Raw genomic sequence first — 13,305 nt, forward strand, 5'->3', positions numbered from 1 at the left:
GGAACTACCCAGAGATGATTTTTAAATCGGTACGATCAAAATATCCACTGGAGACTTATTAATGAGGTGTTTGGAGTAAGATACGATACTGCTCCAAAAGTCGTGGTGATGCCCACATATTAATAGGTCAACATTGTTATCAATAATAGTGTCATGAAGTTTGTTGCTAAGATCACCAGTGCCAACAAAGAAGGACTTGATTGGGTAGTCGGTATAATCTTCAAAGGTTCGTAGCTTGTCGATCGAGTTTTGCTTTAACGGAATATCATCAACATCGGTTGTAATATCGATTAGGTCAGGATAAATCTCACCATGTGTCCCATCCATATGAACGAAGGATACTTCACCTCCCATCGTCTTGGCGAGAAAAATAGCGCGATCAATGAGTATTTTACTGTCGTCTGAAAGCTCTAGAGCAACTAGGATGTGTTTGTATTTCATAACTATTCCTCTTTCTTTACGTACTCACGTTATAATAGCGATAAGTGCGCAATATTGATGCGCAGGAGGTCGCAAAGTGACCAATCTAAACGTGAGAGATTAAAATACTTTTAATGGAACAAATACTCCTTGTACTTGTCCTATAAAAACTAAGACAATACCTGTCACACTTACCAATAGTAGAAGCCATGCAGATTTCTCAAAGCAAATACAAATTAGCCCGTTGGTCGCTTGCGATCGTATGGTGGGTTGTGTTTGTTTGCGTGGCGCAAAACTCAGGATTTTTTCAAGTTTGCTCTGTTGGATATTCGATAGAATCCCCCACCTTCTCTAAAGAACTCGTCACCGTGAAGACGGGTTCAAACAGTGATACTACTGGTGTTACTCAGGAATGTGAGTTATCGAAACAACTGCTCAATCATTATCAACATCAAGTGGATGACTACCCACTAATGATGTTTGTATTTGCGTTGTTGTTTATTGCTACTCTGATGTCGCTGCCAAACAACTTTGCATCATTCACTGAGCCGATTGTCCCCAAACGGCGACCCCACTTAATATTATGTGTGTTTAGAGAATAAAAATTTCGATAACTGGTTCTGCCAGCGATTCGTTATATCTTTATTTTTATAGGAACACAGATGAAAAAAATTAGTTTTGCCGCTGTATCAGCCTTTTTATGGTTGGTTGTACTTGTAATTAGCGCATTTATACTCATTCCCAAAGCACTGGCTCAAGCTTTACCTGCTTCTGAGCCAAGTGCCGATACAGTCAGCACAGGGTGGTTACAAAACCCTAATCACCCACCTGTTGAAACCCGATTTGTCATTACAGGTCAGGTGAGTGAAACGGAGAAAACGGTAGAAGGCTTCCTAGAAGTTAAGCTTTCTGGTGATTGGAAAACATATTGGCGTAGCCCGGGCGAGGGGGGAATTACACCAAGTATGGCGTGGGATGAATCCGATAACCTCAATAATATTGATTGGTTTTGGCCCTACCCACAAAGGTTCACGCTACTAGGAATTGAGACCCTTGGTTATAAAGAGCGCGTTGTTTTCCCGATGACATTGCATGTCGATGATATGAATGCCCCAGTGATATTTCGCTCGAATCTCACTTTATCATCTTGTACAACCGTATGTGTATTGACCGACTATCCCTTCGAGTTAACATTTGTTCCCTCTGAATTGATGCTGTCCGATGATGCTATGCATATCTACGCTCAAGGGGTAAGTAAAGTCCCTAAGGCATCACCCCTTATCCAAGAAGTCACCGCTGTATGGGATGATAATAAAAGAAAGCTACAAGTCACAGCCGTTAAGAAAATAGGCTGGGATAAGCCGAATGTACTTGTCGATGGACATTCAGAAGAAGTCAAAGATTCCGCGTTTACCCGACCGATCGTAAAGATTGACGGTGAAACGTTAGTGGCTACCTTTGAAGTAACAAGTTGGATGGGAACGCCCCAACTTAGTGATGAAGAAATTTTGGTCACCATTGATGACCAAGACTTTATTACTGAGTTACCAACCGTTGTTGTTTCGCAGGATATTACTGAAAGTACAAACAGTTTGTCTATTGGGAAGATGTTCGTTTTTGCTCTTCTAGGTGGTTTGATCCTGAACATTATGCCTTGTGTCTTGCCTGTACTAGGAATGAAACTGAGTAGTGTCGTCTCAGCCTCATCATTGAATAGAAGACAAATTCGTTTGCAGTTCTTAGCCTCGTCGGCAGGAATATTAATCTCGTTTATGTTTATTGCTGCGTTATTAGCCGCGCTAAAGTTGACAGGCAGCGCCATAGGTTGGGGCATTCAATTCCAAAGCGGTTGGTTCATTGGTTTGATGGTGCTAATCACTGCTCTGTTTGGCGCGAATATGCTTGGATTGTTCGAAATTAGATTATCTTCGAATAGCAATACTTGGATGGCATCGAAAGGCGATGACTCCTATTCAGGGCATTTCACGCAAGGTATGTTTGCAACGTTATTAGCAACGCCGTGCTCAGCACCTTTCTTAGGAACAGCCGTAGCGTTTGCATTAGCGACCAACATCCCAACTATGTTTGCCATATTCATCGCATTAGGGCTTGGAATGGCGTTGCCTTGGATATTGGTTTCTATCTTCCCAGCCATTGCACTCTCGCTACCTAAACCAGGTGCTTGGATGAACAAGGTGAAATACCTATTTGGCGCAATGATGTTGCTGACTAGTATTTGGTTACTGACCTTGTTAGCAAATCACTTACCGATCTTATGGGTCTACATCATCGCGATTATTGCTGTGATTACTCTGTTTATTCGTACGTTGAAGGTGCACGGTGAAAAAGCAGCAGCTTGGACAGGAGGTATAACGATTGTTTTGATTGCTGGTGGAATGATGATTGGAAGTATGACGGCAGACAAATGGGTAAGCCCACTACCGCCAGAACCGAATTGGCAACGTTTATCGACCAGCGATATTGCTCAATATGTCGCGGAGGGTAAAACTGTATTTGTTGATGTCACCGCCGCCTGGTGTATTACCTGCAAAGCAAACAAGATTGGGGTAGTACTTCAAGATCCTGTCTATAGTACATTGCAGCATGACAATGTGATCACAATGAAAGGTGACTGGACGCGTCCAAGTGCAAAAGTGACCTCATATCTGCACGATAATGGCCGATTTGGTGTCCCATTCAATATCGTGTATGGGCCAGAAGCGCCAAATGGCATTCCTCTTCCCGTTATTTTGACTAGTGACGGGGTTGTAGAAGCTATCAATCAGGCAAGTGGAGGCGCTAAATGAGCACGGGTAACCAAACAACAGTCGAGAAAACAACAAAAAAGAAAAGATCCTTAAAACATTGGTTAAAAGAGATCGCTATCTATTTTGTTGTTATTGTCGCTGTTTCAATGGCCGTCGACGCTTGGCGTATGAGCGAGATGCCGACTAAAGTTGCCCCCAGGTTAGAAGGTTTAACGCTATCTGGCGAGTATTTAGATGCCATCGAAATGAGTTATTCAAAGCCTGTTATTGTCTATTTTTGGGCAACCTGGTGTGGGGCTTGTAAATTTGTGTCACCGACTATCAATAGTGTGGGGGATTCGTACCACGTTGTTGGTATTGCGGGCAGTTCAGGCGAAGATAAAAGAGTGTCACGATTTATGGCTGCTCATGATTATCACTTTAATAATATTAATGACAATCGTAGCGAAATATTTCGACAATGGGGTGTCTCAGTGACACCAACAATTGTCATTCTTCATCAAGGTCAAATTAAGTCTGTTACGACGGGCATAACAACACCGCCTGGTCTTTATGCTCGTTTATGGCTAGAAAACTTTTAATCCATTAAGTATTAAATCACATATTAAAAAAGGCGCTTAGACAATTCGGGCCGCCGCCCACAAGCGCCTTTGGACAGTCACTGTTTAGGATAAGAAAATGAAACTGAAAATCATCGCAGCTATGGTCACTACATTACTTGTGTCGCCTTTGGCACTAGCAAAAAATCAAGATCAGAAAATGGAAGAGATCAATGAGATGCTGAATTCGAATCCATCGCTTATTGATGGGCTTCATACCAGCTTGATTAACTACTTGAGCCAACAAAACGTATTTGACCAAGCGCTAGAGCATAATCATGACTACATTTACAACAATCCGAATCAATCCTCATTTGGCGCAAAAGAGCCTTCGGTGACAATTGTGAATGTGACGGACTACAGCTGTCCGTGGTGTAAAAAATTAGACCCTGTTCTTTATGAACTCGTGGATAAGTACCCAGAACAAATCAAAGTGATTAACCTGTTGGTACCGTTAAAAGAGTTAAGACACAAAAACAACTCAACAACGTATGCGTTGAATGTTTGGCAGAATGCACCAGAAAAGTACGCTGAAGTTCATGATATGTTGATCAGTAAACCGGGCGCACATAATGAAGCGTCTGTTTTTAAGGTGGCACAGAAAACAGGTACAGAAGCTCAATATGAAGCCGATAAGCTCTCAACAGAAATGATGGCAACCAATTACAACCTGATGACTGACCTAGGTATCCGCGGCACACCAGCAATGTTGATTGGCGGTGAGTTGGTATCTGGTTATATGTCATTAGATAAACTAGAGCAGATGCTTTTGGAAAAAGGATCGATTAATTAGTTAAACTAACTTGGTCAGATTGTTAAACCACATAACCTAAAGGCGCATCATGCGCCTTTTTTAATAGTGTAGTAATCCTAGATGATATGCGTCAATACGCCGTCGTGTATGCAATTATTCCTAAGCCCTTTTTTTAAAGCCCTATCTTTGTTTTTCGCACAACTCATCAGCGGATACTCAAAATACGACCCAAAAAGCCAAGCATTCCATAATGTGGGATTAGTGTTTCACAAAATGGAACGTTGAGGGTGATCACATTAATAATCTTTGGCAAACGATATATTTCAACCAACAGATTAAGGCAGTTGGATAAGTGAAATGCAAGGCAATCAGGCACTGGTAAAAGCGATAGCGGTTATTGATTCTATTGCAGATGGTCATCGTCAATTAAAAGACATTTGTGATGACTTAGGGCTACCAAAATCGACAGTTCATAGAATCTTACAAGGGCTAATTGAAGCCCGATATGTGAGAGAAGTGAAAGGTATTGGTTTAGTTCTGGGAACCAAAATGATTCAACTTGGTATTCGCGCTCAACAAGATATGCCTTTGAAAGAGATTGCTAAACCGTATATACGAGAGCTTGCGTCTCGTACAAAAGACACGGTTCACCTAGGAATTAAAGACGAAGATCAAATCTTTTATTTGGACAAAGTCCCAGGTGAGAGAGCCATTCAATTACGTTCACAAGTGGGTGACAGATTACCAATGTCTGCAACGGGCATTGGTAAAGCGTTAATGATTGATATGCCAAAGATGGAGTGGATTCGACTTATATCCTCTCAAACTTCTCATGAAATTGAGCCAATGCTTAAACGATTAGAAGAATATTCAAAATATGATTATAGCTACGACTTGGAAGATAACGAAGATCTTGTTCGCTGCGTTGCCGTCCCAATTCGTAATAAATATGACAATATTATTGCGGCTTTATCAGTGACTAGTATTAAAGAATATATGCCAGACGAAAGAATGAAGGAACTAATCCCAGTAATCACAGAATATTGCAAGAAGATATCAAAACAACTTAATTAACCCCTACAGGAGCATATTACATGCTCCCAATTATAAATATTAAAATCAGGTACGACTATGTCTAGAACAGGAAAAACCCTAGCCATTGGTGGGGTGTTTGTCGCCTCAATCATTGGTGCAGCTATTGTTACTAATTCCCAAAGTAATAATACAATGAGTATTGCAGCGGGTGAGTCACAAGTACAAACTTTACGTTTTAGTATGAGCTCTAATAATCAACACCCAATATATGATGGAGCGGCTAAATTTAAAGAAATAGTAGAGAAATTTACCGAGCTAAAAGTGGATATCTATCCATCGGCGCAGCTTGGTGACGATCGTGCAGCCATTGAAATGCTTCAACTGGGTACGTTGGATGTATCGATTCCATCGACTGGCCCACTGGCTAACTTCTATCCTGAATACAACGTTTTTGATCTTCCTTTTATGATCACTAGTGAAGAAGTTGCTGATAAAGTTCTACGAAGCGACTTTGGTGATGAGATGTTAAATAGACTGCAGGCAAAAGGTCTTGTTGGACTCGATTTTTGGGAAAATGGATTCCGTCACGTAACAAATTCTAAACAAGCCGTTCGTTCTATTGATGATGTTAGAGGCTTAAAGATCCGCACCATGGAAAGCCCACTTCACCTTGATGCGTGGAATGCAATGGGCGCAACGCCAACGCCTATGGCATTTAATGAGCTGTTCACAGCATTACAACAAGGCACTGTGGATGGTCAAGAGAACCCATACCCAAATATCGCATTGAATAATTTGTATGAAGTACAAAGCACACTGTCGAACACTGGACATGTTTACACACCATTGGCTTTGATTGTTAGCCAACAAACTTGGAATAAGTTAAGTAGGCATGATCAACGTGTCTTACGACAAGCTGCTATTGATGCTGGTGATTATGAGCGTGAAGTAAACCGACGTGTCAATATGGAAAGTTTAGAAGTGATTAAAGCGAACATGAATGTTGTGACGTTAACACCAGAAGCTGTAAAGGGGTTCCAAGAAGCGACCACATCGGTTATTGATAAATACACACCGATTATTGGCGCAGATGTCGTGGCATCTTTCCAAAAACAAATAGAAAAAGCCGAAGCTGAATTAGCAAGCAATTAATTAAAAAGCTTCGCGCCCATCGCGAAGCGAGGATTTATTATGTTGAAATGGTTAGATAAGTATTTTGAAAACACCATTGCAGTCATATTGCTGGTTATTATGGTAGCTTCAATATTTCTTCAGGTGGTAACAAGGACATTAGATTATTCTGTTTCTTGGACGGAAGAGTTAGCACGATACTGCTTTATTTGGTTGATTTATATTGGTATTAGTTTTGCTGTGGCAAAGAAAAGTCACATAAAAATAGAAGCATTAACAATGCTTGTTGATAATAAAGAGAAAAAATATCTTAGTTTATTTTCAGATTTGGTATTTTTTGTGTTCTCAATCGTTATTTTATTTAAATCAACGCAAATGGTCATGAATCTATATTACTTAGGCCAAACTTCTCCAGCATTGGGGCTACCAATGTGGATAGTTTATTTAGCGGGTCCTGTAGGGTTTGCACTTACTTCATTTAGGTTAATACAGCAGATGCTGATAACCACAGATGAACTCAAGACGATTGAATAGGAGAAGGTCATGTCGGTATTTATTTTATTCGCGACGTTTGCACTGTTGGTGATCTTTTCAGTGCCCATTGCCATTTCGTTAGGCGTGGCTACGTTACTAACGATTCTTTCCACAGGAACGTTAAGTGTCGATTTTTTGGTGAGCACACTGATTACTTCTGTGGACTCGTTTCCAATCATGGCTGTACCATTTTTCATCTTAGCCGGTGACATCATGGGCAGTGGCGGTATCTCGCAGAGATTGGTGAACTTTGCTAATTCGTTAGTGAAAAACATTACGGGTGGTTTTGCGATCGCTTCCATCATCACGTGTATGTTCTTTGCAGCCATTTCCGGATCTGGGCCTGCAACGGTTGCAGCGGTAGGCGGAATCATGATTCCAGCTATGATCAAGTATGGCTATGACAAAGGTTTTGCAACGGCCGTTGTTACTGCAGCGGGGGCGATTGGTGTCATGATCCCACCAAGTATTCCTATGGTAATGTACGGCGTTTCTGCTGGCGTTTCTATTGGTGATTTATTCATTGCGGGCATTATCCCTGGGCTATTAGTTGCATTCTGTTTAATGGCTTGGTCGTACGTTTATTCGAAGAAGAAAGGCTATAAAGGGTCGGAAGAACCATTTTGTTGGAAAGAAGTTTGGCGTCAGTTTAAGCATGCTCAGTTAGCACTGCTCATCCCTGTTATCATTCTTGGCGGCATCTATGGCGGTATCTTCACGCCAACTGAAGCGAGTGTGGTTGCGGTTGTTTATGGGTTAGTTGTGAGTCTGTTTGCTTACAAAGAGATTACGTTTACCGATTTACCGAAAATCTTCACTAAGTCGGTTATAACCTCTGTTATCGTCCTGATCATTGTGGGCACAGCGACGGCCTTTGGTAAGTACTTGGCACTAGAACAAATACCAACACAGATTGCTAATGCAATGCTAGAGTTCTCTGACAGTAAAGTTGTCTTCATTGTTCTTATGGTTGCTTTGTTACTCGTTGTTGGCTGCTTTATGGAAACGGTCGCTGCGATCATCATCCTCACGCCAATTTTAGTTCCAGTAGCAATGTTGTTTGGTTTCAATCCTGTTCACACCGGCATCATCATGGTAGTGACCTTAGCTATCGGATTTATCACGCCACCTCTAGGTTTAAACTTATTTGTAGGCTCAAGTGTGTCCGGTGTCTCGGTTGAAACATTATCGAAAGCAATCATTCCATTCTTCTTAGCGATGATGTTTGCATTAACTATGATTGTGTTTATTCCGCAGATATCACTGCTATTGCTTTAACAGAATTGATTTAAGAGAAGTTGATTTTTACTTTTGAAATCTAAGTAAGGTTATTTTATGAAAATTATTAATGTCATCCCACACGCTATCTCAGTTCCACTTGAGACACCGTTCTACTTTGCGCAAGGTTGGGTACATAACAGAAGCTCAATGATCATAGAAATCGTTACTGATGAAGGTGTTGTTGGGTTTGGTGAAGCACTATGCCATGGTTTACAAAGCCCTCATATTGCAGCGGCATTTGTTGAGCATACGTTTAAACCAATGCTAATCGGCCGCAGCCCATTTGATGTCGAAGTTCTTTGGGAAGAGATGTACAACGTGACGCGTCCGTATGGTGGTGGTGCTGCAGTCAATGCCATCAGTGGCGTTGATATTGCGTTATGGGATGTCATTGGTAAGGCTTTAGATAAACCGATTCATCAATTGATTGGTGGCGCATTTCGTAAAGAAGTGACGCCATACGCGACTGGATTCTATCGTATTGCGGATGCGAAATACCCAGAAGTTTCAATTGAAGAAGCGCATCGATACGTTGATTCAGGTTTCGAAGCATTTAAATTGAAAATTGGCTTTGGCGTAGAAGAAGACATCGCATTCATCCGTTCAATCCGCGAAGCGGTCGGTAATGACGTGAAGATCATGGCCGATGCGAACGGTGCTTATAACGCAGCCGCTGCACGTCGAATCATTAAAGAAACCGAGGAGTATAACCTGTACTTTTTGGAAGAACTGTTACCGCCTGAAGATATTGTCGGTTATAAAGAAATTAAGAACCTGTCCAAGACCTACATTGCGGCTGGTGAGCAACTCTTTGGGAAGTTGGGTTACCGACCATGGCTTGAACAACGCGCTCTTGACGTTATCCAACCGGATCTTTGTTCATCAGGCGGTATTACAGAATGTAAAAAAATCGCTGCTATGGCTCAGGCCAATGGCACGATGATGATTCCACATGTTTGGGGTTCTGGGATAGGCATTGCGGCGTCATTGCAGTTTATCGCTTCATTGCCAAGCTCACCGCTTTCGCTGAACCCTATCGAGCCAATGCTTGAGTTTGACCAATCAGATCATCCATTCCGCAAAGATCTGATATGTGATGGCATTAAAATGGTGAATGGCAAAGTGCAAATTTCGACCAAGCCGGGTATCGGTGTCGATGTGAATGTAGACATTATTAAGCAATACAAAATTAACTAAACCTTTAAAGGTGCACTTTCGAGTGCACCAATGAGCGATACCATATGAATGATAAAAACAGAGTTAGTTGGCTTATCCTCGATTGGGGTACAACCAATTTTCGTGCTTTCGCAATGAGTGACGAAGGAACGTTGGTTGATAAAATTGAACACAAAATGGGGTTGCTTCAGGTTGAAGAAGGTAGCTTTGCCGACAAATTGGAATCGATGCTTAGTGACTGGTTAGAAAGCTATATATCACTGCCTATTTTCATGGCAGGAATGGTGGGATCTGCTCAAGGATGGGTCAATGTTCCTTATGTATCAACCCCTGCTTCTATTGATACCCTTGCGAAAAATACACACCAGTTCACGCTTCCGTGGGGGGCTAAGGCGACGATTATTCCAGGCGTGAGTCATTGTGATGAACATGGTGGCTTTGATGTTATGCGTGGAGAAGAGGTTCAACTGTTTGGGCTAATAGAAATCGTTGGTAAATCAAATCTTCAGGCAGCGTTTCCTGGTACTCATAGTAAGCATGTCGAGATCGGCAACGGAACTATTGAAGCGTTCAATACCTACATGACAGGGGAGCTTTTCTCTGCCTTGTCCACCCAAACAATATTAGGCCGAGGATTACCATTACAAACAGACTCTCATTCAGCGTTTGAAAAGGGGGTCGGTGAAAGTGGTAACTCAACCATTACAAATCAGCTCTTTAAAGCGCGTACACACCGTTTGTTTGGCAATTTGCAAGATACTGAAGTACACGATTACTTGTCAGGGCTTTTAATTGGCAACGAAGTGCGTGAACTCGAGCATGAAACCGTTTATTTAGTTGGTGGCGAAGCTTTATCAAGCCGTTATGAAAAGGCGTGTTCACTATTAGATAAAACAACGAAATACATTAATGGCGATGAAAGCTTTATCGTTGGAATGTTAAAAATTAAAGAGGCAATGAACCATGAAAAATAACGACTTCAACTTGAACGACCATTTACCTTTAGTCGCTATTATTCGCGGCATCCTTCCTGACGATTGCGTTCGAGTTACGCAAATTCTGATTGAGGAAGGATTTTCTATGATTGAAGTGCCTTTAAATTCTCCAGATGCGTTAACTAGCATTAAAACGTTAGTTCAACACTTTGGAGAAAATTTCCTTATTGGTGCCGGAACGGTCACGACAGCAGAGAAAGCGCAGGCTGTTATCGATACGGGCGCGAATCTTATGGTCACACCAAACTTCAATGAAGAAGTAGTGAAAATGTCCGTTGCTGCTGGTTGCGTAACGTTCCCCGGAGTCGTCACACCTACAGAGGCTTTCTCTGCCTTGGCTGCTGGGGCAACAGGTTTGAAACTCTTCCCAATATCAATGATTGGATTAGACGGCTTTAAAGCTTTGAACTCTGTTCTGCCACCAGATACCGCGTGTTTGCCTGTAGGTGGTATTAACCCAACGGTAGAAAGCATGAAGCCATACTTAGATATTGGCGCTAAAGGTTTTGGGTTAGGCGCATCTTTGTATAAGCCGGGCATGTCTGACGAGGAAATTCGCTCAAACGCAAAAGCATTTAATCAATCTTATACAGAGTCTATCTCTTAATAGTCCTGATTCTTTAGAGCATAATAAAAACGATCTGATTATTGTTCGATATAGAGCAATAGCAGATCGTTTAAATGTCTTTACTTATTGAATCCTCTACCTTGCCTAATATCAGACAAATTACTGAAAAATCAGCTCAGAAAATAACTGAACATGCCACCACTATATGACTTAACACTATAATTTACCTTCATCTATACCAACGTTCATTATGTTATTCACCGTAAAGCCAGTGAGACCTTAGAAGTAGGGGACTTATTCAGTTCAGCACAAATATCCCAACCCACTTGAGCGACCTTCTCCAGATTTACGCCTGTTTCAATACCAAGTTGGTTACATAGATAAAGCACATCTTCTGTGGCGACATTGCCACTTGCACCTTGTGCGTAAGGGCAGCCCCCTAAGCCTGCTACACTGCTATCAATCACACTTACGCCCATTTGTAGCGCTTGGTAAATATTGGCTATCGCTTGCCCCCATGTGTCATGGAAGTGAACAGCGATTTGTTGGGTGGGCATAACTTGTTGCACTGAAGAAAGCATCTGCTGAACTCTCACTGGCGTGCCTGTTCCAATGGTGTCGCCTAACGAAACTTCATAACAGCCTACATCGAGTAACAGCGTGGCTATCTCAGCCACTTTATCAGGTGGCGTAGGTCCATCGTAAGGGCAATCAATGACACAAGATAGGTAGCCTCGCACTGGAATATCCCGCGCACTTGCGTGTTCAACGACAGGAATAAAACGCTCTAGGCTTTCCATTAATGTGCAGTTGGTATTTTTCTGACAAAACCCTTCAGAGCAAGAGGTGAAAATGGCCACTTCATCGGCGCCTGCTTCAATAGCCTGTTCAAGCCCTTGAAGATTAGGTGTGAGGGCTGAATATCTAACATTCGGTCTTCTAATAACCGATTCCAAGACTTCTTTAGAGTCCGCCATTTGAGGTACCCATTTAGGCGAGACAAAGGAGCCAGCTTCAATATGTGATAAACCAGTATTGGACAGTTGGTTAATAAATTGAATCTTGCTTTGGGTACTAACAACATGCTCGTTTTGTAGCCCGTCGCGAGCACCCATCTCGACGATTTTCACCCGACTTGGTAGTTTTATGTCGTGATTATTTGAATGTACTTGGCTTGGCATCTATTTACGTTTCCATGCTGGGGGGCGTTTAGCGAAAAAGGCTCTAACGCCTTCCTGCCCCTGTTTAGATATGCGAATATCAGCGATTAATTGACTGGTATAATCGATGAGCTCTTGATCTATAGGGCTTTTATCACAACGAAGGCAGAGAGTTTTGGTCTCTTTGAGGGCATTCGGGCTATTTGAAAGTAACATATGAATAACGGATTGAACTTGCGCGTCTAAACGTAGGTTATGCTCTCTATTTTGATGCTCATGTTGATGAACAAAACTAGATTCGACCACGAAGTGCAGCATGTCCATTTGATAGGCTGTCATGGCATTAAACTTTTCGGCTGTCAGCATGTAACGCCTTGCCTGACGGCTGCCAATAGTACGGCAGACATACGGAGCAATGGTGGCAGGGACAAGACCCCGTTTTACTTCACTAAAACAGAACTGAGCGTTCTCTGTGGCAATAGCAATATCGCAGCAACAGATTAACCCTATAGCCCCACCAAATGCATCGCCTTCAATCACCGCGATTGTGGGTCTTGGAAAGTTATCTAACCGTTGCATGAGCAAAGCAAGATTGTCGGCATCTAGCTTATTTTCACTCGCGCTTTGATCTGCCATGGATTGCATCCAATTCAAATCCGCGCCAGATGAAAAAAAACGTCCATTTGCTCTGAGAATAAGGCTGCGTAGGCTTGGAAGGCGAGCTAGCTTTTTCAATTGTTTATTGAGTTGCTTGATTAACTCATCGTCAAAAGCGTTGTGCTTATCAACACGATTTAACGTAAGAGTAGCGACGCCCATATTGTCTATATGGCATAGCAAAGGGCTGTCGCTGTCATTCGACACGGTATCTGTATTTTCTTGCG

The 13,305-nt window shown here is 42.1% G+C and carries 14 protein-coding genes; 11 read left to right on the forward strand and 3 right to left on the reverse strand.

All coding sequences use genetic code 11. The features are described from left to right. Positions 1–21: 21 nt before the first annotated feature. Entirely contained in the window at positions 22–441 is a 420-nt protein-coding gene (locus KP803_RS08935) for a universal stress protein (RefSeq protein WP_248008492.1), read from the reverse strand. A 188-nt stretch (positions 442–629) separates the two neighbouring features. Here KP803_RS08935 and KP803_RS08940 point away from each other — a divergent pair, with 188 nt between their 5' ends. From KP803_RS08940 to KP803_RS08990, 11 genes are all read left to right on the forward strand, one after another. Further along, entirely contained in the window at positions 630–1,022 is a 393-nt protein-coding gene (locus KP803_RS08940; RefSeq protein ID WP_248008493.1) for a hypothetical protein, read from the forward strand. A gap of 60 nt (positions 1,023–1,082) precedes the next feature. After that, entirely contained in the window at positions 1,083–3,227 is a 2,145-nt protein-coding gene (locus tag KP803_RS08945; RefSeq protein ID WP_248008494.1) for a protein-disulfide reductase DsbD family protein, read from the forward strand. Next, on the forward strand, positions 3,224–3,769 hold the full coding sequence (locus KP803_RS08950) for a protein disulfide oxidoreductase (RefSeq protein ID WP_248008495.1): 546 nt from the start codon (positions 3,224–3,226) through the stop codon (positions 3,767–3,769). Before KP803_RS08945 ends, KP803_RS08950 begins: the two co-directional genes overlap by 4 nt. A gap of 97 nt (positions 3,770–3,866) precedes the next feature. After that, positions 3,867–4,580 carry a DsbA family protein gene (locus tag KP803_RS08955; protein WP_248008496.1) on the forward strand — a complete coding sequence of 238 codons (714 nt, stop codon included), beginning with the start codon at positions 3,867–3,869 and terminating at the stop codon, positions 4,578–4,580. Positions 4,581–4,898: 318 nt separating this feature from the next. After that, on the forward strand, positions 4,899–5,615 hold the full coding sequence (locus KP803_RS08960; protein ID WP_248008497.1) for an IclR family transcriptional regulator: 717 nt from the start codon (positions 4,899–4,901) through the stop codon (positions 5,613–5,615). Between the two features lie 57 nt (positions 5,616–5,672). Next, the gene (locus KP803_RS08965; RefSeq protein ID WP_248008498.1) at positions 5,673–6,728 is read left to right on the forward strand and encodes a TRAP transporter substrate-binding protein; all 1,056 of its coding nucleotides are present in this window, start codon (positions 5,673–5,675) and stop codon (positions 6,726–6,728) included. A gap of 39 nt (positions 6,729–6,767) precedes the next feature. Further along, the gene (locus KP803_RS08970; RefSeq protein ID WP_248008499.1) at positions 6,768–7,241 is read left to right on the forward strand and encodes a TRAP transporter small permease; all 474 of its coding nucleotides are present in this window, start codon (positions 6,768–6,770) and stop codon (positions 7,239–7,241) included. A 9-nt stretch (positions 7,242–7,250) separates the two neighbouring features. Next, on the forward strand, positions 7,251–8,519 hold the full coding sequence (locus tag KP803_RS08975) for a TRAP transporter large permease (RefSeq protein WP_248008500.1): 1,269 nt from the start codon (positions 7,251–7,253) through the stop codon (positions 8,517–8,519). Between the two features lie 57 nt (positions 8,520–8,576). After that, positions 8,577–9,719, forward strand: a complete 1,143-nt coding sequence (locus KP803_RS08980; RefSeq protein ID WP_248008501.1) for a mandelate racemase/muconate lactonizing enzyme family protein — start codon at positions 8,577–8,579, stop codon at positions 9,717–9,719. Between the two features lie 44 nt (positions 9,720–9,763). Then, the gene (locus tag KP803_RS08985; RefSeq protein ID WP_248008502.1) at positions 9,764–10,672 is read left to right on the forward strand and encodes a 2-dehydro-3-deoxygalactonokinase; all 909 of its coding nucleotides are present in this window, start codon (positions 9,764–9,766) and stop codon (positions 10,670–10,672) included. Beyond that, on the forward strand, positions 10,662–11,300 hold the full coding sequence (locus KP803_RS08990) for a 2-dehydro-3-deoxy-6-phosphogalactonate aldolase (protein ID WP_248008503.1): 639 nt from the start codon (positions 10,662–10,664) through the stop codon (positions 11,298–11,300). The genes KP803_RS08985 and KP803_RS08990 overlap by 11 nt, the downstream gene beginning before the upstream one ends. A 218-nt stretch (positions 11,301–11,518) precedes the next feature. Here KP803_RS08990 and KP803_RS08995 read toward each other — a convergent pair whose 3' ends face one another. Together KP803_RS08995 and KP803_RS09000 are read right to left on the reverse strand one after the other, a co-directional pair. Continuing rightward, positions 11,519–12,409: a hydroxymethylglutaryl-CoA lyase gene (locus tag KP803_RS08995; RefSeq protein WP_248008751.1), complete on the reverse strand. Its 891-nt coding sequence runs from the start codon at positions 12,407–12,409 to the stop codon at positions 11,519–11,521. 33 nt (positions 12,410–12,442) lie between these two features. Continuing rightward, complete coding sequence (locus KP803_RS09000) at positions 12,443–13,240, reverse strand: enoyl-CoA hydratase-related protein (protein ID WP_248008752.1); 798 nt, start codon at positions 13,238–13,240, stop codon at positions 12,443–12,445. Positions 13,241–13,305: the final 65 nt, after the last annotated feature.

The sequence above is a fragment of the Vibrio amylolyticus genome (assembly GCF_023145695.1).
Taxonomy (GTDB): domain Bacteria; phylum Pseudomonadota; class Gammaproteobacteria; order Enterobacterales; family Vibrionaceae; genus Vibrio; species Vibrio amylolyticus.

Bases quoted from the DNA above. Each gene is read 5' to 3' on its own strand.
- KP803_RS08950 (WP_248008495.1), top strand. From the start codon at position 3,224: ATGAGCACGGGTAACCAAACAACAGTCGAGAAAACAACAAAAAAGAAA.
- KP803_RS08960 (WP_248008497.1), top strand. From the start codon at position 4,899: ATGCAAGGCAATCAGGCACTGGTAAAAGCGATAGCGGTTATTGATTCT.
- KP803_RS08975 (WP_248008500.1), top strand. From the start codon at position 7,251: ATGTCGGTATTTATTTTATTCGCGACGTTTGCACTGTTGGTGATCTTT.
- KP803_RS08985 (WP_248008502.1), top strand. From the start codon at position 9,764: ATGAATGATAAAAACAGAGTTAGTTGGCTTATCCTCGATTGGGGTACA.
- KP803_RS08980 (WP_248008501.1), top strand. From the start codon at position 8,577: ATGAAAATTATTAATGTCATCCCACACGCTATCTCAGTTCCACTTGAG.
- KP803_RS08955 (WP_248008496.1), top strand. From the start codon at position 3,867: ATGAAACTGAAAATCATCGCAGCTATGGTCACTACATTACTTGTGTCG.
- KP803_RS08945 (WP_248008494.1), top strand. From the start codon at position 1,083: ATGAAAAAAATTAGTTTTGCCGCTGTATCAGCCTTTTTATGGTTGGTT.
- KP803_RS08970 (WP_248008499.1), top strand. From the start codon at position 6,768: ATGTTGAAATGGTTAGATAAGTATTTTGAAAACACCATTGCAGTCATA.
- KP803_RS09000 (WP_248008752.1), bottom strand. From the start codon at position 13,240: ATGGGCGTCGCTACTCTTACGTTAAATCGTGTTGATAAGCACAACGCT.
- KP803_RS08965 (WP_248008498.1), top strand. From the start codon at position 5,673: ATGTCTAGAACAGGAAAAACCCTAGCCATTGGTGGGGTGTTTGTCGCC.
- KP803_RS08990 (WP_248008503.1), top strand. From the start codon at position 10,662: ATGAAAAATAACGACTTCAACTTGAACGACCATTTACCTTTAGTCGCT.
- KP803_RS08935 (WP_248008492.1), bottom strand. From the start codon at position 441: ATGAAATACAAACACATCCTAGTTGCTCTAGAGCTTTCAGACGACAGT.
- KP803_RS08940 (WP_248008493.1), top strand. From the start codon at position 630: ATGCAGATTTCTCAAAGCAAATACAAATTAGCCCGTTGGTCGCTTGCG.